Below are 21873 nucleotides of genomic sequence, written 5' to 3'. Positions count from 1 at the left end.
CCCCCGCCGGCGCCCTTTCCTTTTGGCTTTTTTCGTACCAGACTATTCATGAGGTGCCACCGTCGCCCACGCGTGCGGCGGACTTGAGCCAGATCAAGGTTCACCCATCGCGTCGCGGCTAGGATGGAGTCATCCACTCACGGCTGGAGGCGCATATGCTGGGACGTATCGCAGTTCATCTGGATCTGGACCGGGGCTGCAGGCGGCGCGTGCGCGCCGCCGCGCAACTGGCCGCCGAGCACGATGCCACGCTGGTCGGCATCCACGCCAGCTTCGGCCGCCCCCTTCCCTATCTCTACGAAGGTTTCTTCGTTTCCGACGACGTCAATCGCATGCTGCGCCAGCGCGTGGACGACGACCGCGCCGCCACCGAGGCGCTGCTGCAGGAAGTCGCCGGCGAGACCGGCGTGACGGCGCACTGGCGCACCGGCAACGGCCTGGCCGAGAACGTCCTGAGCGAGCAGGCCCGCTATTGCGATCTGCTGGTGATGGGCCAGCCCGACGACGCCGATCCGGGCCCGCAGCAGATGCCGGTCCTCATTGCCGCCGTGATGCTGGGCGCGGGCCGCCCCGTCCTGATACTGCCGTCGGTGGGCGAATTGAACGCCATCGGCCGCCGCGTGCTGTTCTGCTGGGACGAACGGCGCGAATCGGCTCGCGCGCTGGCCGATGCCGGTCCCATCCTGGAAGAAGCCTCCGAACTGTTCGCGCTGCGGGTCGACCCGCCGTCCGAACCGGAGCAGGCCGCCCAGGTCAAGCGGGCCGATTTCCTGGCCTACTGCGCCGGGCGGCAATATCCCATCCCGCAGGAAACCGTGCGCGAGAGCGCGAGGATAGGGATAGGCAATTGCATCCTGAACGCGGCCGCAGACAACGCCTGCGACCTGATCGTGATGGGCGCCTACGGCCACAGCCGCGTGCGGGAGGCAGTCCTGGGCGGCACGACACGAACCCTGTTGGAGTCGATGACCGTGCCGGTCCTGTTTTCCCATTGATCCACGGGCCTGGAGGGCCCGGGGATCGGCAAGGAGCAGCACCATGAAGCAGAATCTACGATGGGCGGCGCCCCTGGCGCTTGCGCTGGCGGCTGCATGGCCGCTGGCCGGCCAGGCGATGGACAAGGGCGAGCAGAACGGCATCGCCTATGTAACGGGCGGCGTGGGCCAGGACGAATCGACCGCCATCCGCGCCATGGCCAAGGACTACAGCCTGCGCATGCTGGCGGCCGCCAAGAGCGGCGAATATGTGGCCGACGTGCGCGTGGCCATCCACGACAGCGGCGGCAAGGACGTCCTGTCCTTGACCACCCAGGGCCCTTACCTGTTGGCCAGGCTCGCGCCGGGCAACTACCGGATCGATGCCGAATACGGATCGGCCAGGCAAAGCCGCCAGGTTCGCGTTCCCGCCTCGGGACGCGCCGAGGTTTCCTTCTATTTCTGACCGGACCGGTCACCCGCCATTCCAGGAGCATCCCATGTACCAGCGCATACTCGTTCCCGTCGACGGCAGCCCCACCTCCAACCGCGGCCTGGACGAGGCCCTGCGCATCGCGGCCCTGACCAAGGGCCGGTTGCGCCTGATGCACGTGATCGACGAGTTGTCGCTGGCCGGCTCCATGGGCGCCTACGCCGCCTACTCCGACTGGATCAACGTCCTGCGCGCCAACGGCGCCGAACTGGTCCAGCAGGCCGAGGCCAGGGCGAAGGCCGCCGGCGTCGAGGCGGACACCGTGCTGCACGACAATTTCGCCGGCCCGGTGCACGAACTGGTCATCCAGGAAGCACGCAAGTGGCCGGCCGACCTGATCGTGATCGGCACGCACGGCCGGCGCGGCCTGCCCCGCATGGTGCTGGGCAGCAGCGCCGAGAAGATCCTGCGCGAGGCGCCGGTGCCCGTGCTGCTGGTCCGGCTGCCCGAGACCGGCGGCGACGCCGGCCCGGGCACTGCCGTCAACCCTTGAGCTTGATGCTCGTGGGATCGGCCGTCAGGTAGCCTACCGCCGCGCCGAAACGGTCCTTGTAGTTGCTGCGGATCAGCGGGTCCAGCGTGTCCTTGACCTTGTCGTGCAGCGAGCTCCAGTCGCCGGCGTGCTGGAAGTTGCTCATGATGTAGGTCCAGCCGTTGATCTCGTCCACTGCGTGCAGGCCGGTCGACTCGCCGCCCGCGGGCACCGACAGCAGCCGCGACAGCGACTTGGTGTCGACGTTGTAGGCCCACAGGAAGTTGTTCACGTGCGAGCCGCTGTCCTCGCCGATGAACAGCGTGCGCAGCTTTTCCGAGAACTTCAGGTTGTCGGGATTGGCGACCCGCTCGGGGTTGGCCTTGTTGCCCAGCGCGTCGGCGGAGATGTCCTCGCCCACCAGCAGCATCCTGGTGTGCACCGGCATCCATTCGCTGTTGATGGCCGCGCCGGACTGGTCCTTCTGGCCGCCGGCCAGGGTATGGGCGAGCACGCCGCCGGCGATCAACGCCTTTTCCAGCGCGATGCCGCTTTGCTCGTTCCAGCCCTTGGCGCTGCCTTTGACCATGGAGTCCTGGATGTTCTGCAGGGCCGAGTAGGCGACCTTGTCCTTGGCGTTGACGGTGGTGCCCTCCATCTTGGTGAAGCCCATGCTGCCGCCCGCCAGGTAGGCGTAGCGGTGGGTCTCCAGGAAGGCCGCGGCCTTCTCCATGCCTGGCTTGATCTTGATCCAGTTGGCCGCGCCGTTCGAGAAGATCTTCGTGTAGGTCGCGTCCGAGGGATCGGCCTTGAGCACGGTCATGATGTCCTCGGGGTCGAGGGTATTGGCCAACTGCTCGATTTCCGCGCTGGTGGCGTGGCCCAGCTTGATCCAGCTCAGGCTGGCGCCCGCGGCGGCCGGATCGACCGAGAAGCCGGCCCCCAGCTTGGCGACGTACAGCGTGCCCGCCGACAGATCCTTCTCCTTGTCGGCCACGAACACGAACAGGCCGCTGTTGGTGGCGTCGTCGCCCATCAGCACCGTGCGGTTGTCGGGCATGACCTGAATCAGCTCGTGCGAGATCCGGCCCATGCAGTAATGCTTCTTGATCGAGCCCGTGCCGTCGGGGTTCACCGTCACTTCGGGAATGTGGCCGTAGTGGTAGGGACGGGCCCGGGTCTCGTCGCCGTACACGTTCTTGCTGAAGGCCTTGAACTGGGCGTTGGTGGCGACGAACGGCGCGTCGGGTTCGTACTCTTCGCTGGACAGATGGGTGTTCCAGGGCGACAGGCTGGCGCCACAGGTGATCCACAGGCCATGCGCCGACGAGGTGTCGACGTTGTGGTACTTGACCAGGCTCAGCTTGCCCGTGGCCTGATCCTGGTCCAGGGTCAGCACGGCAATGGGCGACGGCAGCGTGCCGTAGGTGTCGGCGCCGCTCTGGTCGCGCGTCGTGTACTCGAACTGCACCACGGCGAACACGGCCTTGCCCTTGATGCCCGCCACGTTGGCGTTGGACAGCGCGAGCAGCGAGGTGCCGTCGGGCGAGTCCGAGAAGATCTGGCGTTCCTTGCCCGCCACCGACTTGTCGATGATCGGCTGGTTGTTGATGTCGACGTAGCCGCCGGCCAGGATCTTGCCGCCCTTGCCGTCCGAGACCATGTCGCCGGTGATGAAGAACGGCTGGTACGCCAGCTTGTAGGCGTGCGAACTGCCGTCGCTCAGCTTGACGGTCAGCGTGGAATTCACGGTGGTCGTGGCCATGGCGGCCGGATTGGACAGCGACGGCGCGGGCGTGGATGTGAACGAGGCCGACACGAAATCCGCGGACGGTTGCGGCGTGGGCGTGATGGGGTCGTCGTCCCCGCCGCAAGCGGCCAGCAGGGACGCGGTAACCGTCCCGAGAGGCAGCATGGCGGGCGCGCCGGCCAGGAACTTCAGCGCCTGGCGGCGCGAACTGTTGAGTAGCGTATCGGACATTGTTCTGGTTTCCAAGGAGGGCTGCGTTGCAACGTCGAATCGACGGCGGCATCCCGGTTCCGGAAACCAGGGAATCATGCCTCCCGATTCGCGTCTGGGCGAATGCTAGGAGGCATGGGTGACACTTTCATGAAAGGGACGTGGCCGTCCCTACGCCGCTACATGATCTGCGGACGATCGGGCAGCGTATTGGCGCGGGAAGCGCCGGGATAGTGGCGGGCCAGCGAGGCGCCCAGGGCCGTGATGCCATCGACCACGCCCTGTTCGTAGCGGCCCTGGCCGAACGCTTCCTGGATGCCGCGGCAGACGGCTTCCCAGGTTCCGGCGCTTTCGCAGGCATGGATGCCGCGGTCGCAGACGATCTCGACCGCATGGTCGGCCATCAGCACGTACAGCAGGATGCCGTTGTTGCCGGGCGTGTCCCACACGCCTTGCAGCGCGAAGACTTCCAGCGCCCGTTCCCGCGGCGACTGCTGCTGCCATAGCGGGCCCATGTCCAGCGCGGCCTCGACCACGAAACGGATCTGCCCGTCATGGCGGGACTCGACCTCGCGGATGGTCCGTTCGATGCGGTCCAGCGCCTGGGCCGGGAAGGCCTGGTGCGCCGCGCGGCGGGTCGTCGCCAGATGCTTGAGGAATCGTTTGATCGCCATGGCTACCACCGTCCCGAGGCACCGCCGCCGCCGAAGCCGCCGCCGCCCCCGCCACCAAAACCGCCTCCGCCGAAGCCTCCGCCACCAAAGCCGCCGCCCCCTCCCCGGCCGCCGCGATGGCTGCCGCCATAGCCGCCGGGCAGTCCGGCGAAGCCCCCGCCCACCAGCGTGAAGAAGAACGCCAGCAGGGCGCCCACGATCGCGATGGCCACCGCGCCGGACAGCAGCCAGGCGGCTCCGCCCACGACGCCGCCGGTTACCAGCGCACCGGGCAGCCTGCCCAGCGCGCGACGCAGCATGCCGCCCGCCACCAGCGCGACGATCAGCAAGACCGGCGCGATGCCTTCCAGGTCGCCGCCTTCCTGCGCGGCGCGCTCGGGAGGCGGCGGCAGCGGTTCGCCGTCGATGAGCCGCATGATGCGGTCGGCGCCCTGGGAAATGCCGCCGTAGTAGTCTCCTTCGCGGAACCGGGGCGTGACGATCTCGTTCAGGATGCGGTTGGCGGTGGCATCGTTCAGCACGCCTTCCAGGCCATAGCCCACCTCGATCCGCATCCGCCGGTCGTCCTTGGCCACCAGGAACAGCACGCCGTCGTCCACATTCTTGCGGCCGGGCTTCCAGGCCTCGGCCACCCGCAGCGAGTACTGTTCGACGCTCTCGGGCGCGGTGCTGGGAACGACCAGAATGGCGAGCTGGCTGCCCTTGCGTTCCTGAAAGGCGCGCAGTTGCTGTTCCAGTCCGGACCGCTGCTCGGCGGTCAGCGTCGAGGTCAGGTCGGTGACCAGCCCGCCGAACGGCGGAATCGCCACCAGGCCATCACTGGCGGCCAGGGCCGGGGCGGCCGCCAGCCAGAGCACGGCGGCGCCGGCGGCCAGCCAGGCGGCCGCCCCGCGTCTCCAGGCCCGCCATGCGCTCATCGCGCGCCCGCGGGCTTGTTGCCGCCGAAGTCGACCGTCGGCGGCGTGGAAATCGCGCTTTCGTTGGCCACCGAGAAATTGGCCTTGACCGGATAGCCGAAGGCCTTCGCGGTCAGGTTGCTCGGGAACGAGCGCACGATCACGTTGTAGTCCTGGACCGACTTGATATAGCGGTTGCGGGCCACGGTGATGCGGTTCTCGGTGCCTTCGAGCTGCGCCTGCAAGTCGCGGAAGTTCTCATTGGCCTTGAGGTCCGGATAACGCTCCACCACCACCATCAGGCGCGACAGCGCGCTGGTCAGCTGCTGCTGGGCGGCGTCGAACTTGGCGAAGGCCTCGGGATCGTTGACCAGTTCCGGCGTGGCGTTGATGCCGGTGGCTTGCGCGCGGGCGTTGACCACGGCGGTCAGCGTGTCCTGCTCGTGGCTGGCATAGCCCTTGACCGTGTTGACCAGATTGGGGATGAGGTCCGCGCGCCGCTGGTACTGGTTCAGGACTTCGGACCAGCTGGCCTTGACCTGTTCGTCCGCGCGTTGCAGGTCGTTGTAGCCGCAGCCGGACAGCGTGGCCGCCAGCATGACGAGGAAGGCAGTGATCAGGCTTCGCACCTTGTTCTCCTTGGGAATGAGCGCTTGGGAAATGCTGTGCAATCGGGTCAGCGGAATACGTCCGCGAGCACGTCGGCCACGACCAGGGTGGCCAGCGACACCAGGATCAGATCCGTGCCCGCCACGCGCCACTCGTAGCCGGGATAGACCGGCAGCCTGGCCAGCATGTCGGACGGCACGGCCTTCTTGGCGATGCCCGGCGGCAGTGGCTTGCCACGGGCCAGGTTCTTGCGTATGCCCGGGGGCAAGGGGCCATAGCCCACCGCGCGATAGTCGGAGGCGTAGTTCCGGGCCAGCGAGACGGTGATGCCGGCTCGGACCAGGTCGTCGCCGCCGGCGCGCTTGTCCTGCCTGGAGCCGCCGCCCTTGCCCGACGTCTTGTCGCCCTGCCCCTGACCGTGGCCCTTGCTTCCCTGCCCCTTGCCGCCGCCGTGGCCGCCTCCCGCATGGGCATTGCCGCTGCCTTTGCCGCTGGGTGGATCGGCAAAGGCGGGGGTCATGCCCAGCGAACCCGCCAGCAGCAGGACCAGGAAAATTTCGCGTCGCGGTTTGAGCATCATTTTCAGTCGGCTCCTCGAGCACAGGTGTGCAACGAGCCAAGCATAGCGCAAGGCCGCAAGAGGCGGTCTCGACAAGGTATCCAGTTGCAGCGGTCGGTTGCAGCGGCGTCAGCCGCGCGGCCGCGAGACCAGCCGCTCCAGCCTCAAGCGGTCGCGCGCGTCCGTCAACCGCCACACGGCCAGATAGACCGAGCCGGCCGATGCCGCGAAACCGCCCCCGGCCAGCAGGAACATCAGCAGGATCTGGTACTTGGCCGACTCGATGGGATCCATGCCGGCCAGGATCTGCCCGGTCATGATGCCGGGCATGGTGATCACGCCGGCCGCCGCCATCTGGTTCATGACCGGCAGCACCCCTGCCCTTACCGCGCCGCGGATGACGCCCCGGAAGGCGGTGTAGCGGTCGGCGCCCAGGGCCAGCCGGGCCTCGATGGCCGCCCGTTCGCGCGACACCGAGGTGAACACCCCGTTCAGGGCCAGGCTGGCGCTGTTCATGGCGGTGCCCAGCACGATGCCGGCCAGCGGGATCGCATGGCGCGGGTCGTACCAGGGATCGGGACGCAGCGCCGTGGCCAGCGCCAGCAGTGCGATGCCCAGCGTGGCGATGCCCACCGGCACGCCACCCACGCCGTAGCGCCATGCCCCCTGGAAGCGCCGTTCCTGCCTGGAGCCGACCTCGTGGCAGGCCGCGGCGATCATCAGCGCAACGACCGCGCCGGTCACCCAGGGCGAAGTCAGCGCGAACACCTGCCGCAGGAACAGGCCCACCAGGATCAACTGCACGACCATGCGCGCCGCCGCCACCAGCAACGGACGCTGGATGCCCAGCGCCAGGCGCAGCGACAGCGCGGCGCTGGCCAGAACCAGCACCGCCGCCATGGCCAATTCCAGCGGGGTCAGTGAAATGGGGGTCATGGCGTCTCGTTCTCCAGTCCCGCGGGCGTCATGCGCAGCCGCCGGGTGGCGATGCGCGCGGCCTGCGCGGCGTCGTGCGTGACCACCAGCAGTCCGGTGCCCTGTGCGCGCAGCCGCGCCAGCAGGGCCTCGACCCGGGCGGTGGCTTCGGGATCCAGGGCCGAGGTCGGTTCGTCCAGCAGCAGGAAGCGCGGCTCCTGCGAGATGGCGCGTACCAGCGCGAGCCGCTGGCGCTGGCCGGTCGACAGCGTGGCCACCGGCGCCACGAACAGCGCGTCGGCCAGCCCCAGTTCCGGCAGCAGTTCGCGCGCCCGATCCGGATACGCCATGTGGTCGGCCACGATGTCCGTCCACCACCCCGCCTCGGCCGCGACATAGGTCACCTGGCGGCGAAACGCCGGGGCCCGCATGCGAGCGCGGTCCACGCCGTCCAGCTCGACGCGGCCCCGGGCCGGTTCGAGGTCGGCGATCATGCGCAGCAGCAGGCTCTTGCCCACGCCGGACGGGCCGGACAAGGCCACGCACTCGCCGCTCTCGACCGCCAGAGCGAAAGGACCCGCGAGCCGGCCGTGCAGGCCGTGCACGTATAATCGATAGTTGCTCGCGGCAACGATAAGACCACAAAGCCCATTTACCATTTCAAGGTTGTTTCATCTATGTATCGCGCACTCGCCGCCGCCCTCGTGCTGGGCACCCTGGCCGTCGCTCCCGCCCATGCCGGATCCTACCCCGACCGCCCCGTCCGCATCATCAACCCGTTCCCGCCCGGCACGAACACCGACACGGTAGCGCGCCTGCTGGCCCAGAAGCTGCAACAGAACTGGGGCCAGGCCACCGTCGTCGAGAACAAGACCGGCGCGGGCGGCGCGATCGGCGCGAGCTTCGTCGCCAAGTCGCCGGCCGACGGCTACACGCTGCTGCTGACATCTTCGTCCACGCACCTGGTGGCCCCCGTGCTGCGCAAGGCCGTGCCCTACGACGCGAACAAGGACTTCACGCCCATCATGACGGTGACCGTGTCGCCGCACGTGGTAGTCGCCACCCATTCGCTGCCGGTCAAGGACTTCAAGGACTTCGTGGCCTACGTGAAGTCGCACCCGGGCACGACCTTCGCATCCTCGGGCAACGGCACCGGCTACCACCTGGCGGGTGAACTGTTCGCCCACGGCGTCGGCGCCAACATGCTGCACATCCCCTACCGCGGCGCGGCTCCGGCCATGAACGACCTGATAGGCGGACAGGTCCAGTCCATGTTCGACTCCCCGGGCAGCGTGGCGCCCAACGCCAAGAGCGGCCGCGTCCACGCGCTGGCCGTCATGGGTCCCAAGCGCTGGCCCACCCTGCCGGACGTCCCCACCACGGTGGAACTGGGCTATCCCCAGTTGCAGTTCTCCACCTGGCTGGGCCTGTACGCGCCGGCCAACACCCCGCCCGAGGTGATCGCCAAGATCACCAACATCCTGACCACCGAACTGTCCAAGCCCGGCATGAGCGAACAGTTCGACCAGATGGGCTCGCAGCTGAACATGATCGTGGGCAAGGACTTCGCCAAGTTCATGCTGGACGGCCAGGCCTCGCTGAAGAAGCTGGCCGAGGAAGCCAAGCTGCCGATGCTGGACTGATCGCGTTTCTCCGAAACTGAAAACGGCCTCGCTTTCGAAAGATGCGAGGCCGTTTTTCTTGGCGGACGACAGGCGCGAAGCGCCGCTCGCCTACTCGATCTTGATGCCGGCCGCTTTCACGAGCCGGGACGCGGACTTCGTTTCGTCGGCCAGATACTTCTCGAAGGCTTTCTGGTCCATCGGCATGGGAGTGGCGCCCAGGTTGGCGAAGCGGGTCTTGATGTCGGGCATCTCCAGCACCTTCAGCACGCCGGCGTGGATCTTGTCGGCCACGGGCTGCGGCGTCTTGGCGGGCGCGAACAGCCCCACCCAGAACGTGTAGGCGGCGGCCGGCAGGTTCGAGTCGGTCATCGAAGGCACGTCGGGCAGCGCGGCCGAGCGCGCGGCGGTGCCGACGGCCAGCGCCTGCAGCTTGCCGTCCTTGATCATGGGCAGCGCCGACACCAGCGGTGCGAAGAACCAGGTCGTACGGCCGGCGATGGTCTCGGTGATGGCTTCGGGCGTCCCGCGGAACGGCACGTGTACCGCCTCGATGCCGGACGCCACGCGGAACTGCTCCGCGTTCATGTGCGTGGCCGAGCCGTTACCCGCCGAGGCGTAGAACAGCTTGCCGGGCTCGGCCTTGGCCTTGGCGATCAGGTCGCCCAGGTTCTTGAACCCCGCCGAGGGCGAGACCACCAGCACGTTGGGCAGGCTGGCCAGCGGCGTGATGCCCTCGAAGTCCTTGAGCGTGTCGTACGGCAGGTTCGGATAGATGGACGGGTTGACGAGGTGGCCCGAGCTGTGGATCAGCAGGGTGTAGCCATCGGCGGGCGCCTTGGCGACCTGGGCCGCGCCCAGCGTGCCGCCCGCGCCGGGCTTGTTCTCGACCACGATCTGCGCGCCCAGGATGGGGCCCAGCTTGTCGGCGATCGAGCGCGCCACCACGTCGGTGCCGCTGCCCGCGGTGAACGGGACGACGAAGCGGATGGGCGTGCCCTGGGGCCAGTTGCCCTGGGCCTGGGCGCTCGCGCCCGCGGTCAGCATCGCGGCGGCGGCGAGAACGCGCAGCGAAGTCCGGCGCGCGTGGGAAGGTCGTTGCATGGTATGTCTCCTCTCTGATTTATCGAATGGAACGGCGGCGCTAGCCCGGGACGGGCGGACTGAATGGCATGGCCAGCAGCACCGATGCCGTCCGGCCGCTGCGGTTGATCAACTGGCGTTTTTCCCCGGGCGCGAGGCGGCAGGAATCCAGGCGCCCCAGCGTGGCCTCCTGGCGTATCCCGTCCAGCTCGCTCACGACGACAAGCTCGCCTTCCAGGACCACGTAGTGCTTCTCCATGGGCGAGCCATCCAGCGAGGTATGGCCGCCGGGCTCCAGCGTCGAGACGCCCAGCCACAGCTGTTCCGCCGGGCCGGCTTCCCGGCCCTGCAGGCGCACGCAGCGCATGTCGAAGTGGTTGGGGGCCTCGTAGACCGGGGCCTCGGGATAGCGGGTGACGTTCATGCCCCGGCGTCCCACGGCCGCAGCACGATGCGCTGGTCCGACCCGCCTATTACCGTGCGATAGGCCTCGAGCGCGTCGGTCAGCGCGTAGACGGCATCGGCGCCCACCGGAAAAGGCCGCAGCGTACCGGCCTCGAACCCCGGCCGCAGCGCCCGCAGGTGTGCGGCCGCCTCGGTGCAGTCCATGGCCAGCGAGTCCACGCCCACGTAGGTGTGCATGGCGCGATAGAACGTGAAGATGTCGAACGGCACGGGGCGCTCGACCGTCGAGATGAAGATCTGCGTGGCGCGCTTGGCCATGGCCTGGTTGGCGGCCTGGAAGTACGGGCTGCCCACGGTGTTGTAGACCAGGTCCACGCCGCGGCCGTCCGTCAGCTCGCGCAGCCGCGCGGCGACGTCTTCCCGGCTGGCGTCCACCACCTCGACGGGCGCGCAGGCGAAGCCGGCATAGGGACCCGGCCGGCGCTGGACCGCGATGACCCGCGCCCCGGCCTGCGCCGCGAGCTGTACCGAGGCCTGCCCCACCTTGCCGTTGGCGCCCATGACGGCGACCACCTGGCCCGGTTGCGGCATGCCGCTGCGCTGGAAGCCTTCGTGGGCGGTCACGAACGGCACGCCTATCGACCCGGCGGCGTCGAAGTCCAGGCCCGAGGGCATTTCCTCCAGCGCGGCCAGCGGCAACGTCAGCCAGGCGGCATGCGAGCCGTCCCGCGTGATGCCCAGGTCGCCGCCCGAGCCCCAGACGCGGCGGCCTATCCACTCGGTGGGGCCCGCCACCACCGTGCCGGCGAAGTCGCGGCCGGGCGTGCGCGGCCAGACGGCCTGCGGCATCAGCCCCATGGCCGCCTTCACGTCGCTGGGATTGACGGCCGCGCTGGCCACCTTGACGATGGCATGGTCGGGCGCCGGCCGGGGCATGGCCAGGGTTTCGATGGCGGGGGCCAGATGGGCGGCGGACTCGGCTTTCGCCAGCACGCGCACGGCCGGTCCAGATTGGGTTGCTTGCATGACGGTGGACATGATCGGTAGCGGTTCCTTCAATTCCTGATGGGCAGGCCCAGCATGTCGCGCGCCTCGCCGGCGGTCGCCACGCTGCCTCCCAGGTCCTGCACGATGCGCGCGGCGCGCTCCACCAGCGCCGCGTTGCTGGGCGCCAGGACCCCGCGGGACAGATAGATGTTGTCTTCCAGGCCCACGCGGACATGTCCGCCCGACACGAAGGCGGCCGCCAGCATCGGGAACTCGTGGCGGCCCACTCCGAAGGCGGACCAGAACGCGCCCGCCGGCAGGAGGCCGCGGGCATACAGCAGCGTCTCGGGCGTGGCCTCGAAGCCGTACTTGACGCCGGTGACGAAGGTCCACATGCCCGGCCCGTCCAGCGTGCCGTCGGCGATCAGGTCGCGCGCGAGGTGGATGTCGCCGCTGTCGAAGATCTCCAGTTCGGGCTTGACGCCCGCCTCGCGGATCACGCCGGCCATGACGCGCACGTTGCGCGGGGTGTTGATGACCACCTCGGCGCCCGAGTTCATGGTGTTCAGGTCCAGCGAGCAGACGTCGGGCCGCAGCCGCGCGACGTGCTCGACGCGTTTTTCCGGCGCCAGCAGCGTGGTGCCCGGACCGGCCACGCGCGGCTCGGCCTCGCTCGGCACGTAGCGGCCGCCCGGGCCGGTGGTCAGGTTGATGATGACTTCCCGGTTCTCGGCCCGGATGCGGCGGATGACCTCGTCGTACAGCCCCACGTCCATCGAGGGCCGGCCGGTTTGCGGATCGCGCACGTGGATATGGACCTGCGCCGCGCCGGCGCGGGCCGCCTCCAGCGCCGAATTGGCGATCTGTTCAGGCGTGATGGGCAGGTGCGGCGTCTGCTCCGGCTTGGTCAGGTTGCCGGTGATCGCGCAGGTGATGACGGTCGGGTTCACAGGTGGCGCCCTCCATCGACCACGATGCGGGTGCCGGTGGCAAAGCGCAGCGAGGTGGCGCAGGCTTCCACGGCGGCGGCGATGTCGTCGGTGGTGCCGATGCGGCCCAGCGGCGTGGTGGCGGCCGTCTTGGCGTTGAAGTCGGCGCCCCGGCCCGGCACGAAAGTGGAATCGACCACGCCCGGGCTGACCGACAGCACGCGCACCTGCGGCGCGAGCACACGCGCCAGGGCTTCGCCCACCACGTCCACGCTGGCCTTGGCCGCGACGTAGGCCAGGTTGCTGCCGACGCCGGTGAAGGCCGCGATGGACGACAGCGTCACGATCAGGCCGTCGCCGCTTTCCTTGAGCAGGGGCGCGAAAGCGCGGATGGTCGAGAAGACGCCCCGGAAATTGACCTTCAGGATGTCGTCGATCAGTTCGTCGGTCAGCGCGTCCAGGTCGGCCGCGGGCACGGGCTTGGTGTAGCCGGCGCTGTTGACCAGGATGTGGCAGGTGCCGAATTCGGCGCGGACGCGGTCGGCCGCCGCCTTCAGGGCCGGGCTGTCGGTGATGGAGGCGACGACGTCGGCGTGCCCTTCGCCGGGCAGTTCGGCCACCCGGGCCGCTGCGGCCGGATCGCCGTTGTGCAGCAGCACGCAGCGGGCCCCGCGGGCCGCCAGGCGCCGCGCGGTGGCATGGCCGATCGCGCCGGTGCCGCCGGCGATCACGGCCACCTTGCCGTCCAGGCGGTCTTGCGGCGCGAATGGAGTTGCTTGAGTCATGGGGGTGTTCCTTAGGGGAATGCGTGGGGAAATCAGGGAATCGGGGGATGCGGGAAGACCATCTCGCCTTCCAGCAGCGTGAAGCAGTGGTCGAACACGGCGACGTCGCCGCCCGGGCGCGGCTCCACCCGGTACTGGCCGACCAGCCGGCGCGTCACGCCGAAGGTGGGATCGCTGTGCAGGAACTCCGAATCGTCGGCATAGACCTGGGTGATCAGGACCTTGTAGCCGGGCTTGGAGAACATGAAATGCAGGTGCGCCGGCCGGAACTCGTGGCGTTCCTGGGCGCGCAGCAGCACGCCGCCCGGTCCGTCCACCGGCACCGGATAGCCCGCCGGCCGCACCGAGCGGAAGCGGAAGCGTCCGTCTTCGTCGGTGGTGTAGCGGCCGCGCAGGTTCATGTCGGGCTGGGTTTCGTCCTGGTTTTCGTACAGGCCGCTGGGCGAGGCATGCCAGATGTCCACCGTGACGCCCGCCACCGGCCGGCCCTCGCGGTCCTGCACCCGCCCGCTGCCCTCCAGCGGGATGCCCGGCGTGCCCGGCGCCGCGAGCGACGCGCCGGGCTCCAGGCTGGGCGAATTGGCGCGCCAGAACGGGCCCAGCAGCGCGGCGTCCGACTCGCCGTGGTGGTCGGCATTGTTCAACAGCGCCACCAGCGACGACACCCCCAGCAGGTCGGCCACCAGCACCGCTTCGTTCTTGGTGTCGCAGGTGGCCTGGCCGATGGCGTTGATGTAGCCCAGCGCATATTCGAACTCGGCCTCGGTCAGGCGGGTTTCCAGCACGAAGGCGTGCAGGTGCCGGACCAGGCTGCATAGCAGTTCCTTGACCCGGGCGTCGGATGTATTTGCCATCGATTGCACAACGATAGGCGTCAGTGATTCGGGAGTGCTTGGCAACATTTGGCAAAACCTCATGCTATCGATAGCATTAAGTTTATCCGGTTCGTTCCGCTTGTCAACAAGGAGATTTCCCTCGAACCATGCGCCGGCACTTCGCTATCATCTCGCCCATGCCCAAGCGTTCCTCCGCCGCCACCCTCGCCGACATCGCCCTGCATGCCCAGGTGCACAAGACCACTGCCTCGCGCGCGCTGGATCCCGAACGCCGCCACATGGTCAGCCCCGAGGTGGTGGGCCGTGTCGAGGCCGCCGCCCGCGCCCTGAACTACCGCGTCAACCGCGCGGCGTCGGCGCTGCGCACGGGGCGCTCCGGCACGGTCGGGGTATTGCTGCCCGACATCACCAACCCCGTGTTCCCGCCCATCCTGCGCGGCATCGAACAGGCGCTGGCGGCCGAAGGCTTCTTCGTGCTGGTGGCGGACACCGGCAACGAACAGGCGCCCGACCAGGCGGCGGACCGCATGCTGGCCCAGCGGGTCGAGGGGCTGATCATCGCGACCTCCAGCCTGCACGACCCGCTGGTCGAACGCCTGGTGCGCGACCAGGTCAAGGTCGTGCTGGTCAACCGCCGCGACGAAGACGGCAGCCTGCCCGCCGTCGTCAGCGACGACATGCTGGGCATGAAACTCGCCGTCGACCACCTGGTATCCATCGGCCACCGCCGCATCGCCCACCTGTCCGGGCCGCTGGCGCTGTCCACCGGCTCGCTGCGGCAGGCCGGCTTTCGCCAGGCCATGGCCGCGCACGGGCTGGAGCCGGCCGGCTACGCCGAATGCGACGCCTATTCCTGCGATGCTGGCGAGGAAGGCACGCGCAGGCTGCTGGGCACCGGGGCCGCTTTCACCGCCATCGTCGCCGCCAACGACCTGATCGCGCTGGGCGCGATCCAGGCCTTGCAGGCGCAGGGGCGCAAGGTGCCGCAGGACGTGTCGGTCGTCGGGCACAACGACATGCCGCTGATGGACCGCGTCTCCCCTCCCCTGACCACCGTACGCATCCTGCACTACGAAATGGGCTTCCGGGCGGCCCGTTTATTGCTGGACAGTCTGCGCGGCGTGCCGGGCACGACGTCCACGGTCGTCCTGCGGCCGGAGCTGGTCGTGCGCGGCTCCTCCGCACCGCTGTAATATCCCAGGCGCAAACCCGAACCTGCCTCGCCCGCGCGAGGCCCCGACATGTCCATCAAAGACCAGCTTTTCATCTACGGCCAATATCTCGCGCCCCAGGCGCTCGTCTCCAGCCTGTTCGGACGCCTCGCGCACTGCCGCGTCGCCGCCCTGAAGAATCCCGCCATCGCCCGCTTCATCCGCCAGTACGGCGTGGACATGAGCGAGGCCCTGGAGCCCGATCCCACCGCCTACGAGCACTTCAACGCTTTCTTCACCCGCGCGCTCAAGCCCGGCGCGCGGCCCCTGGATCCCGCCCCGGACGCCGTCCTGTGCCCCGCCGACGGCGCCATCAGCCAGCTGGGCCCCATCCGCGCCGGCCGCGTCTTCCAGGCCAAGGGACATGATTTCAGCGCCGAGGAACTGCTGGGCGGCGATGCCCGGCGCGCCGATCCCTACCAGGATGGCAGCTTCGCCACCATCTACCTTTCCCCGCGCGACTATCACCGGGTGCACATGCCGGTGGCCGGCACCCTGCGCGAAACCGTCTACATCCCGGGGCGCCTGTTCTCGGTCAACCCGCTCACGGCCCGGTCCGTGCCGCGCCTGTTCGCGCGCAACGAACGCCTGGCCTGCCTGTTCGATACCGAACTCGGCCCCATGGCCGTGGTGCTGGTGGGCGCGATGATCGTGGGCGCCATGGAAACCGTCTGGGGCGGCCAGGTCGCCCCGCACGGCTCGCGCATCGTGACCACACGCTACGACGACGGCGCCGTCCGGCTGGATAAAGGCGCCGAGATGGGCCGCTTCAAGCTCGGTTCGACCGTGGTCCTGCTGTTCGGCGCCGGCCGGGTCGACTGGAGCGATGCGCTCGGGCCGCTTAGCGGGCTCCGCATGGGGCAGGCGCTCGGACGCGCGGTGAATCTATAATTGACGCTGTCGCACAGCCGTTTATCCAACATGCCTACCCGTCCGCTTCGCGCCGCCGAAGAAACCGCTGACACCGCTTCCTCGACCGACCATCCTCCGCTTGTCTACTCGCAGCCGCCCCGCGTGCGCCTGCTGAGCGATATCCTGCCCGACGATCCCCTGCTGATGATGGGCGCCGGCCCCGTGCCCATTCCCGACGTGGTGGCCCACGCCAATTCGGTGGTCATCAACCACCTGGGCGCGACCATGTCGACCATCATCTCGCAGGTCAAGCAGATGGCGGGCTATGTGTTCCAGACCCAGTCGGAGTGGGTGCTGGGCGTGGCCGGGCCGGGTTCGGCCGCGATGGAGATGGCGATCTGCAACCTGGTGTCCCCGGGCAGCAAGGTGTTGTGCGTGGTCAACGGCTTCTTCAGCGCCCGCATGGCCGAGATGAGCCGACGCCTGGATGCCGACGTCGTCACGCTGGAAATCGAGGGCAACCACGCCGCGTCCGCCCAGCAGGTGGAACAGGCGATCGAACAGCACCGCCCCGACGTCCTGACCATCGTCCAGGGCGAGACCTCCAACACGGTCTTCAACCGCGAACTGCCCGCCATCGCCAAGGCCGCCAAGAAGCGCGGCTGCCTGGTCGTGGTCGATGCCGTCTGCACGCTCAGCACCATGCCGCTGCAGATGGACGACTGGCAGATCGACGCCGTCATCACTGGCGGCCAGAAGGGCCTGTCGTCGATACCCGGCGTGTCGCTGATCGCGTTTTCCAACGACGCCTGGGAACACATCAGCCGGCGCAAGACGCCCAACACCCACTGGGTGCTGGACGCCAGGCTGGCCGAGAATTTCTGGCACAAGGGGTCTTACCACTACACCGCGCCGGTGTCGGGCGTGCTGGCGCTGCACGAGGCGCTGCGCCTGGTCTGCGCCGAGACGCTGCCGGTGCGCTTCGCGCGCCATTCGCGCTCGTCCTTCGCCCTGCAGAACGGCATCGAGGCGATGGGCCTGCGCCTGTTCGCGCCGCCGGCCTCGCGCCTGAATTCGGTGGTCGGCATCACGGTGCCGGAAGGCCTGACCAATACCGGCATCTGCGCCCACATCTCCGAACGCTACCGGGTCGAGATCTCGGGCTCGTTCGGGCAGCCCATCGTGCGCATCGGCCAGATGGGCGAACAGTGCCGGGCCCACAATCTGTTCCGCACGCTGCACGCGCTGGGTTCGACCATGCGCGACCTGGGCGCCAAGGTCGACATGCCCGCCAGCATGGCCACGCTGGAATACAGCCTGCAGGTTTAGCCCCCCCTACGCGCTTCGCGCGCCCCCCAGGGGGCGATGCGGGTGGACCGGCGGAGCCGGATCCACCGCATCCTGGGTCTGCGTGGGATATCTCGGTGCGAAGCACCGCTTACTTGCTTTGATCCAGGGCACCGCGGATCCGGCTTTGCCGGTCCGCCAGTGCCGCCCCCTGGGGGGCGCCCGAAGGGCGTAGGGGGGATCAACTACTCAGGCACTGTTTCATGAAGGCTTTGCGGTCGTCGCCTTTTTTGCCGGTGGCTTCCTTGTTGCAGGCGGTCATTTTTTCCTGCTGGGTCATCTTCTTGGCGGACAGGCATTCTTTCATGAAGGCCTTGCGGTCGTCGCCCTTGCGGTCGCCGGCGTCCTTGTTGCAGGTGGTCATCTTGTTCTGCTGGGTGTTTTCGGCGGCCAGGGCGGGGCCGGTCAGGGCCAGGAACAGGGCGGCCAGGGACACTGCTAGCGTTTTTTTCATCGTGAACTCCGAACCTTGGTTTGCTGGGACTCCGGTCGCCCACGGCTGACTGCCGGGCGGCAGCCCATTATCGTGCTCGACCGGGGAAATGCCTAGCCCCTGTTCCGCTTGGTCACCTCGACCCGGCCCAGATCGCCGTCGACCCGGACCCAGTCTCCCGTCTCGATCACCGACAGGGGGTCGACGTCGAAGTCGGTGACCGACGGCGCGTGCGTGACCACGGCGCCGAGCGCGATCTTGGTCGTCATCTCGTTGAACAGCATCGCCGCGGGCGCCATGCCGGAGATGCGGGCGATGTGGAACTGGCCGGACCAGCCCGACGATCCCTTCGCCCCGGGAAACACCAGCACCTTGCCGGCGAAGCTGATTCCGCGCAGTTCGTGGCGGGTCTCGATGACGGTGCCGGTGCGGGGGTCGATGCCGCCCCACCCCGAGATCCGGTCACGCGTGACCAGCGCCTCGCCCTCGGCGCGTCCACCCACGATGCCCCGGCCTTGCAGCACGATGACCTCGGAAACGGCCGTGGAACGGTCCTGCCCGCTCATCGCAAACCTCCTTTCCAGCGGCCGGTTACCGCGGCCTCGACACAATCGGCGGTGCTGCCGAACCAGGCCTGTATGCCCATGATGGCCGGCAGGTAGTGGACCTGCTTGGCCGAATCCACCGCCGCCACCTTGGTGCCCTGGGGAATCACGCGCCCCAGCGCCGAACAGGTGTCCGACATCAGGTAGCCGCCCGCCTCCTCGATGATCCGGGTGTAGCCGTTCTGGTCCGCGATCTGCTTGGTCGCCCGGGGCGTGAAGATCCAGAGCTGGGTGTTCTCGTGTACGCGCTTGCCCTGCAGCAGCCGGCACACTTCCCAGATCTGCTCGATGCTGTAGTGCGGGCAGCCCAGCATGACGAAATCGACGTCGGCATCGCGCGCCGTGGCGTTCAGGTTCTCGTAGGTCTCGCGCAGTTCCCTGGGCCCGAAGCGGAACACTTCGCGTGGACGGTTGCCGCCGAAGGCGGCCTCGACCGTCGGCGCCTCGGGCGTGAAGCCGGGGATGTGATACATCTCCACGCCGCCCGACGAGGCCGCCGCGGCGCCGAAGTGCTTGAGCTTGAGGGTGCTGGGCGCCAGTCCGGCACCGGTGATGACGGGCACCTTGTCCTGCACCTTGTCGCCCACGTAGTAGCCCAGCATGCCCCAGTCCGACATCGTCTCGACGGGCATATCCAGTTCCACCAGGTGGGTGCCGCGCCGTTCGGACTCGATGTGGTAGCCCCAGTAGGGAATGCGGCCCGTCAGCATGGCCGCGCCCGTGCTTTCGCGCCCTTCCGCGTTCGACCGCGCGCCCAGCACGGCGTTGATGTAGATGACGGCCGAGGACTCCATCCACGCGCAGTGCTCGCCCCGGGCAGGCAGGTTGCCGACCTGATAAGGCGTGCAGGTGTTCAGGAGCTGCACGCCCAGTCCGGCGCTGTAGGCATCGCCCTTGCGGAAGATGCGCACGACCTCTTCGCCCACCCCTTGCCGGGCGGCGTGCTCGGGGTCTATGCCCTGTTGCAGGTGGCTGCTGTAGACCTCGACGGGCGGGATGGCGACCACCTCCGCGCTGTCCAGGTTGAACTCGGAGAACACCGCGTCCAGGCCGCCGCGTTCGTCGGCGAACTTGCGCATGAAAGGCGTGGTGGCGCCGATGGTGCCCGCCACGTTGTTGGTCTGGACCAGGCGCTCGGCGCCCAGCGCGTTGCCGTAGCGCAGCAACAGGTCCATGGCCTTCTGCCTGGCCGCGCCATGCGCGCCATCGAGCATGGCTTTCTCGTGATCCGTCAGTCGCATTGCCGCCCTCCTTCCTGGCAGCCGGCCCGCGACGCCGCGCGGGTCAGGAAACCTTGAGCAATTTGTCCGGCAGCGGCACCTTGCCGCCCGTGTCGCGCGCGATGGCCTGCGCGGCCTCGATCAGGCGCGGCGCCACCTCGTTGCGCAGGCGCTTCTCGGTGAACGAGAAGGCCGGGCCGCCGCAGTTCAGCGCCATGATCTCGCCGCCCGGCACGACCAGCGGCACCGCCACCGAATTGATGTCGCGGTGGAACTCGCCCAGCGACAGGCAGTAGCCGTGCATGCGCGCGTCGCGCTGCCCGCGCTCCAGTCCTTTCTCGAGCCGCGCCCACTCCGCCTCGCCGCATTCCGCGCGGATGCTGCGCAGCAGGCGGTCCTTTTCGTACTGGTCGGTCATCGCGCTCAGGTAGGCGCGCCCCAGCGCCGAACTGGCCACCGAGAAACGCGACCCCACCCGCAGCCGCGCCAGCAGCAGCGCCGATTGCGGCGAAGCCGTCTCGATCAGCACGATGTGCAGCTCGTCGCGTATCGCCAGATAGACCGAGCCTTCGGTCTCGTTGGCCAGCGCGAGCATGTGCGGGCGCGCGATCGACCGCGTGTCCACCCCGCCCAGGAAGGCCTGGGCCAGCGACACCACGCCGGCCGCCAGCGAGAACCGCTCGGTCTCGGGCTCCTGCTTCATCAGGCCCAGCGAAACCAGCGTGGTGGCCAGCCGCGTGACCGTGGGCTTGGGTATCCCGGTCATCGCGGCCAGCTCGGCATTGCTCAAGACGCGCAGGTCCTCGCGGAAGCAGCGCAGCACCGCGACCCCCCGCTCCAGGGCGGACACGGTGCCGCTCGGCTCGGCCGCGGTGGACGCCCGCCGGCTCTTGGCGGCGGGCTGGGCTCGGGGGGCGCTTCGTGGCATGGCGGGACTCCGGATGCGGCGGTAAAAAAGGACCGTCCATTTTATAGAGAAGCCGGCGGGTTTCCATGGATAAGCCTCAATCGGCGGTGGCGCCCGAGGCCTTCACCACCGGCGCCCACTTCTCGATCTCGGTCTTGACCAGGGCGTCGAATTCCTCGGGCGTGCTGGGCGCCGAGGTCAGGCCCACTTCGGCCAGCCGCGCCTTGAAGTCCGCGCTGCGCAGGATGGTGCCCACGTCGGCGCTGATCTTGTTGATCACCTCGCGCGGCGTCGCCGCCGGCGCCACCAGGCCGAAGATGCTCTGCACGTTGAAGCCCGGGATGGTCTCGGCCACCGTGGGGATGTCCGGGGCGCTGGGATCCCGTGTCTTGCCCGTGACGGCGATGGGTTTGAGCTTGCCCGCCTTGATGTAGGGCATGGACGAGAACAGCGGGTCGATCAGCAGCGGCACGCGGCCGGCCATCACCTCGGTGTAGGCGGGGCCGCTGCCCTTGTACGGAATGTGCAGCATCTCCACGCCGGTCATGCTCTTGAGCAGTTCGCCGGTCAGGTGCATGGAGCTGCCGCTGCCCGGCGAGGCATAGCTCATCTTGCCGGGATCCTTCCTGGCCATCGCGATCACGCCGGCCAGGTCCTTGGCCGGCAGCGACGGCGTCGCGGTGATGACGATCTGCGACGTCACCAGCATGGAAACACCCGCCAGGTCCCTGACCGTGTCGAAAGGCATGCTCTTGCGCAGCGTGGGGTTGATGACGTGCGAGGTCACGACGATACCCAGCGTATAGCCGTCGGGCGCGGACTTGGCGACGTGGTCGGTGCCCACCACCGTGTTGGCGCCCGGCTTGTACATCACCACCACGGGCTGCCCCCAGGTCTTCTGCAGGCGCTCGGACAACAGGCGGCCCAGGATGTCGATGGCGCCGCCCGGGGCATTCGGCACGATCAGCGTGACGGGCCGGGACGGATAGGCGGGGCCGGCCGCGGCCACGGCGTGGGTGGCGCCCGCGGCGCAGGCAGCGCCCAGCAGGGACGCGAACAGGATTTTCATGGTGTCTCCTTCGGGAATGGCGCGGGAGTG

Annotated in this window: 25 protein-coding genes; 7 read left to right on the top strand and 18 right to left on the bottom strand. The window is 68.6% G+C overall.

All coding sequences use genetic code 11. The features are described from left to right. Positions 1 to 155 precede the first annotated feature (155 nt). From WKR98_RS16930 to WKR98_RS16920, 3 genes are read left to right on the top strand one after another with little or no spacing between them, the layout of a single operon-like run. Positions 156 to 995, top strand: a complete 840-nt coding sequence (locus tag WKR98_RS16930; RefSeq protein WP_124689531.1) for a universal stress protein — start codon at positions 156 to 158, stop codon at positions 993 to 995. A gap of 43 nt (positions 996 to 1038) precedes the next feature. Continuing rightward, on the top strand, positions 1039 to 1440 hold the full coding sequence (locus WKR98_RS16925) for a carboxypeptidase-like regulatory domain-containing protein (protein WP_124689532.1): 402 nt from the start codon (positions 1039 to 1041) through the stop codon (positions 1438 to 1440). A gap of 34 nt (positions 1441 to 1474) precedes the next feature. Continuing rightward, on the top strand, positions 1475 to 1960 hold the full coding sequence (locus WKR98_RS16920; protein WP_124689533.1) for a universal stress protein: 486 nt from the start codon (positions 1475 to 1477) through the stop codon (positions 1958 to 1960). Here the strand turns inward: WKR98_RS16920 and WKR98_RS16915 are convergent. From WKR98_RS16915 to WKR98_RS16885, 7 genes are all read right to left on the bottom strand, one after another. After that, entirely contained in the window at positions 1950 to 3920 is a 1971-nt protein-coding gene (locus WKR98_RS16915) for a PhoX family protein (RefSeq protein WP_124689534.1), read from the bottom strand. The genes WKR98_RS16920 and WKR98_RS16915 overlap by 11 nt on opposite strands. Positions 3921 to 4078: 158 nt before the next feature. Further along, positions 4079 to 4573, bottom strand: a complete 495-nt coding sequence (locus tag WKR98_RS16910; protein WP_124689535.1) for a TPM domain-containing protein — start codon at positions 4571 to 4573, stop codon at positions 4079 to 4081. 2 nt (positions 4574 to 4575) lie between these two features. Beyond that, the gene (locus WKR98_RS16905; protein WP_124689536.1) at positions 4576 to 5490 is read right to left on the bottom strand and encodes a TPM domain-containing protein; all 915 of its coding nucleotides are present in this window, start codon (positions 5488 to 5490) and stop codon (positions 4576 to 4578) included. Next, a complete protein-coding gene (locus tag WKR98_RS16900) occupies positions 5487 to 6068 on the bottom strand; it encodes a LemA family protein (RefSeq protein WP_087840287.1) in 582 nt (193 codons plus the stop codon). Before WKR98_RS16900 ends, WKR98_RS16905 begins: the two co-directional genes overlap by 4 nt. 77 nt (positions 6069 to 6145) lie before the next feature. Then, positions 6146 to 6658 carry an anti-virulence regulator CigR family protein gene (locus WKR98_RS16895; RefSeq protein ID WP_370283002.1) on the bottom strand — a complete coding sequence of 171 codons (513 nt, stop codon included), beginning with the start codon at positions 6656 to 6658 and terminating at the stop codon, positions 6146 to 6148. A gap of 108 nt (positions 6659 to 6766) precedes the next feature. Further along, positions 6767 to 7573 carry an ABC transporter permease gene (locus WKR98_RS16890; RefSeq protein ID WP_124689537.1) on the bottom strand — a complete coding sequence of 269 codons (807 nt, stop codon included), beginning with the start codon at positions 7571 to 7573 and terminating at the stop codon, positions 6767 to 6769. Beyond that, a complete protein-coding gene (locus tag WKR98_RS16885; RefSeq protein ID WP_238160402.1) occupies positions 7570 to 8157 on the bottom strand; it encodes an ABC transporter ATP-binding protein in 588 nt (195 codons plus the stop codon). Before WKR98_RS16885 ends, WKR98_RS16890 begins: the two co-directional genes overlap by 4 nt. 72 nt (positions 8158 to 8229) lie before the next feature. Here WKR98_RS16885 and WKR98_RS16880 point away from each other — a divergent pair, with 72 nt between their 5' ends. Further along, the gene (locus tag WKR98_RS16880) at positions 8230 to 9195 is read left to right on the top strand and encodes a Bug family tripartite tricarboxylate transporter substrate binding protein (protein ID WP_161567819.1); all 966 of its coding nucleotides are present in this window, start codon (positions 8230 to 8232) and stop codon (positions 9193 to 9195) included. A gap of 90 nt (positions 9196 to 9285) precedes the next feature. On the opposite strand, the gene WKR98_RS16875 is transcribed toward WKR98_RS16880, so the two are convergent. Genes WKR98_RS16875 through WKR98_RS16850 form a run of 6 tightly spaced genes read right to left on the bottom strand, consistent with a single transcriptional unit; the run spans position 9286 to position 14217 of the window. Beyond that, the gene (locus WKR98_RS16875) at positions 9286 to 10278 is read right to left on the bottom strand and encodes a Bug family tripartite tricarboxylate transporter substrate binding protein (RefSeq protein WP_341434173.1); all 993 of its coding nucleotides are present in this window, start codon (positions 10276 to 10278) and stop codon (positions 9286 to 9288) included. A 40-nt stretch (positions 10279 to 10318) separates the two neighbouring features. Further along, a complete protein-coding gene (locus WKR98_RS16870) occupies positions 10319 to 10681 on the bottom strand; it encodes a cupin domain-containing protein (protein ID WP_124689541.1) in 363 nt (120 codons plus the stop codon). Then, positions 10678 to 11700: a quinone oxidoreductase family protein gene (locus WKR98_RS16865; RefSeq protein WP_238160404.1), complete on the bottom strand. Its 1023-nt coding sequence runs from the start codon at positions 11698 to 11700 to the stop codon at positions 10678 to 10680. The genes WKR98_RS16870 and WKR98_RS16865 overlap by 4 nt, the downstream gene beginning before the upstream one ends. A 17-nt stretch (positions 11701 to 11717) precedes the next feature. Continuing rightward, entirely contained in the window at positions 11718 to 12599 is an 882-nt protein-coding gene (locus WKR98_RS16860) for a 3-keto-5-aminohexanoate cleavage protein (protein WP_124689542.1), read from the bottom strand. After that, positions 12596 to 13363: an SDR family NAD(P)-dependent oxidoreductase gene (locus WKR98_RS16855; protein WP_124689543.1), complete on the bottom strand. Its 768-nt coding sequence runs from the start codon at positions 13361 to 13363 to the stop codon at positions 12596 to 12598. Before WKR98_RS16855 ends, WKR98_RS16860 begins: the two co-directional genes overlap by 4 nt. Before the next feature lie 32 nt (positions 13364 to 13395). After that, a complete protein-coding gene (locus WKR98_RS16850; RefSeq protein ID WP_341434172.1) occupies positions 13396 to 14217 on the bottom strand; it encodes a dioxygenase family protein in 822 nt (273 codons plus the stop codon). A 128-nt stretch (positions 14218 to 14345) separates the two neighbouring features. On the opposite strand from WKR98_RS16850, the gene WKR98_RS16845 reads away from it, so the two are divergent. From WKR98_RS16845 to WKR98_RS16835, 3 genes are read left to right on the top strand one after another with little or no spacing between them, the layout of a single operon-like run. Next, positions 14346 to 15392 carry a LacI family DNA-binding transcriptional regulator gene (locus tag WKR98_RS16845; protein ID WP_238160407.1) on the top strand — a complete coding sequence of 349 codons (1047 nt, stop codon included), beginning with the start codon at positions 14346 to 14348 and terminating at the stop codon, positions 15390 to 15392. 48 nt (positions 15393 to 15440) lie between these two features. Then, the gene (asd, locus tag WKR98_RS16840) at positions 15441 to 16301 is read left to right on the top strand and encodes an archaetidylserine decarboxylase (RefSeq protein ID WP_124689545.1); all 861 of its coding nucleotides are present in this window, start codon (positions 15441 to 15443) and stop codon (positions 16299 to 16301) included. A 30-nt stretch (positions 16302 to 16331) separates the two neighbouring features. Beyond that, positions 16332 to 17591, top strand: a complete 1260-nt coding sequence (locus WKR98_RS16835; RefSeq protein WP_124689546.1) for a pyridoxal-phosphate-dependent aminotransferase family protein — start codon at positions 16332 to 16334, stop codon at positions 17589 to 17591. 199 nt (positions 17592 to 17790) lie between these two features. Here WKR98_RS16835 and WKR98_RS16830 read toward each other — a convergent pair whose 3' ends face one another. The 5 genes from WKR98_RS16830 to WKR98_RS16810 form a co-directional block, all read right to left on the bottom strand. After that, positions 17791 to 18063 carry a PsiF family protein gene (locus WKR98_RS16830; protein WP_124689547.1) on the bottom strand — a complete coding sequence of 91 codons (273 nt, stop codon included), beginning with the start codon at positions 18061 to 18063 and terminating at the stop codon, positions 17791 to 17793. Positions 18064 to 18155: 92 nt separating this feature from the next. Beyond that, positions 18156 to 18608 carry an aconitase X swivel domain-containing protein gene (locus WKR98_RS16825; RefSeq protein WP_124689548.1) on the bottom strand — a complete coding sequence of 151 codons (453 nt, stop codon included), beginning with the start codon at positions 18606 to 18608 and terminating at the stop codon, positions 18156 to 18158. Beyond that, complete coding sequence (locus WKR98_RS16820) at positions 18605 to 19888, bottom strand: aconitase X (protein WP_124689549.1); 1284 nt, start codon at positions 19886 to 19888, stop codon at positions 18605 to 18607. Before WKR98_RS16820 ends, WKR98_RS16825 begins: the two co-directional genes overlap by 4 nt. Before the next feature lie 43 nt (positions 19889 to 19931). Further along, complete coding sequence (locus WKR98_RS16815) at positions 19932 to 20795, bottom strand: IclR family transcriptional regulator (RefSeq protein WP_124689550.1); 864 nt, start codon at positions 20793 to 20795, stop codon at positions 19932 to 19934. A gap of 76 nt (positions 20796 to 20871) precedes the next feature. Then, positions 20872 to 21843: a tripartite tricarboxylate transporter substrate binding protein gene (locus tag WKR98_RS16810; RefSeq protein WP_124689551.1), complete on the bottom strand. Its 972-nt coding sequence runs from the start codon at positions 21841 to 21843 to the stop codon at positions 20872 to 20874. Between the last annotated feature and the right edge of the window lie 30 nt (positions 21844 to 21873).

The organism is Pigmentiphaga sp. YJ18 (assembly GCF_038066655.1).
Lineage (GTDB): Bacteria > Pseudomonadota > Gammaproteobacteria > Burkholderiales > Burkholderiaceae_B > Pigmentiphaga.
Note: the sequence above shows the minus strand (reverse complement) of the source record. Positions and strands in the feature narration are given on the sequence as shown.

What these genes read in the sequence shown, in the direction of transcription:
- WKR98_RS16930 (WP_124689531.1), top strand. Translation starts at nt 156, where the DNA reads ATGCTGGGACGTATCGCAGTTCATCTGGATCTGGACCGGGGCTGCAGG.
- WKR98_RS16925 (WP_124689532.1), top strand. Translation starts at nt 1,039, where the DNA reads ATGAAGCAGAATCTACGATGGGCGGCGCCCCTGGCGCTTGCGCTGGCG.
- WKR98_RS16920 (WP_124689533.1), top strand. Translation starts at nt 1,475, where the DNA reads ATGTACCAGCGCATACTCGTTCCCGTCGACGGCAGCCCCACCTCCAAC.
- WKR98_RS16915 (WP_124689534.1), bottom strand. Translation starts at nt 3,920, where the DNA reads ATGTCCGATACGCTACTCAACAGTTCGCGCCGCCAGGCGCTGAAGTTC.
- WKR98_RS16910 (WP_124689535.1), bottom strand. Translation starts at nt 4,573, where the DNA reads ATGGCGATCAAACGATTCCTCAAGCATCTGGCGACGACCCGCCGCGCG.
- WKR98_RS16905 (WP_124689536.1), bottom strand. Translation starts at nt 5,490, where the DNA reads ATGAGCGCATGGCGGGCCTGGAGACGCGGGGCGGCCGCCTGGCTGGCC.
- WKR98_RS16900 (WP_087840287.1), bottom strand. Translation starts at nt 6,068, where the DNA reads ATGCTGGCGGCCACGCTGTCCGGCTGCGGCTACAACGACCTGCAACGC.
- WKR98_RS16895 (WP_370283002.1), bottom strand. Translation starts at nt 6,658, where the DNA reads ATGATGCTCAAACCGCGACGCGAAATTTTCCTGGTCCTGCTGCTGGCG.
- WKR98_RS16890 (WP_124689537.1), bottom strand. Translation starts at nt 7,573, where the DNA reads ATGACCCCCATTTCACTGACCCCGCTGGAATTGGCCATGGCGGCGGTG.
- WKR98_RS16880 (WP_161567819.1), top strand. Translation starts at nt 8,230, where the DNA reads ATGTATCGCGCACTCGCCGCCGCCCTCGTGCTGGGCACCCTGGCCGTC.
- WKR98_RS16875 (WP_341434173.1), bottom strand. Translation starts at nt 10,278, where the DNA reads ATGCAACGACCTTCCCACGCGCGCCGGACTTCGCTGCGCGTTCTCGCC.
- WKR98_RS16870 (WP_124689541.1), bottom strand. Translation starts at nt 10,681, where the DNA reads ATGAACGTCACCCGCTATCCCGAGGCCCCGGTCTACGAGGCCCCCAAC.
- WKR98_RS16865 (WP_238160404.1), bottom strand. Translation starts at nt 11,700, where the DNA reads ATGTCCACCGTCATGCAAGCAACCCAATCTGGACCGGCCGTGCGCGTG.
- WKR98_RS16855 (WP_124689543.1), bottom strand. Translation starts at nt 13,363, where the DNA reads ATGACTCAAGCAACTCCATTCGCGCCGCAAGACCGCCTGGACGGCAAG.
- WKR98_RS16850 (WP_341434172.1), bottom strand. Translation starts at nt 14,217, where the DNA reads ATGGCAAATACATCCGACGCCCGGGTCAAGGAACTGCTATGCAGCCTG.
- WKR98_RS16845 (WP_238160407.1), top strand. Translation starts at nt 14,346, where the DNA reads ATGCGCCGGCACTTCGCTATCATCTCGCCCATGCCCAAGCGTTCCTCC.
- asd (WP_124689545.1), top strand. Translation starts at nt 15,441, where the DNA reads ATGTCCATCAAAGACCAGCTTTTCATCTACGGCCAATATCTCGCGCCC.
- WKR98_RS16835 (WP_124689546.1), top strand. Translation starts at nt 16,332, where the DNA reads ATGCCTACCCGTCCGCTTCGCGCCGCCGAAGAAACCGCTGACACCGCT.
- WKR98_RS16830 (WP_124689547.1), bottom strand. Translation starts at nt 18,063, where the DNA reads ATGAAAAAAACGCTAGCAGTGTCCCTGGCCGCCCTGTTCCTGGCCCTG.
- WKR98_RS16825 (WP_124689548.1), bottom strand. Translation starts at nt 18,608, where the DNA reads ATGAGCGGGCAGGACCGTTCCACGGCCGTTTCCGAGGTCATCGTGCTG.
- WKR98_RS16820 (WP_124689549.1), bottom strand. Translation starts at nt 19,888, where the DNA reads ATGCGACTGACGGATCACGAGAAAGCCATGCTCGATGGCGCGCATGGC.
- WKR98_RS16815 (WP_124689550.1), bottom strand. Translation starts at nt 20,795, where the DNA reads ATGCCACGAAGCGCCCCCCGAGCCCAGCCCGCCGCCAAGAGCCGGCGG.
- WKR98_RS16810 (WP_124689551.1), bottom strand. Translation starts at nt 21,843, where the DNA reads ATGAAAATCCTGTTCGCGTCCCTGCTGGGCGCTGCCTGCGCCGCGGGC.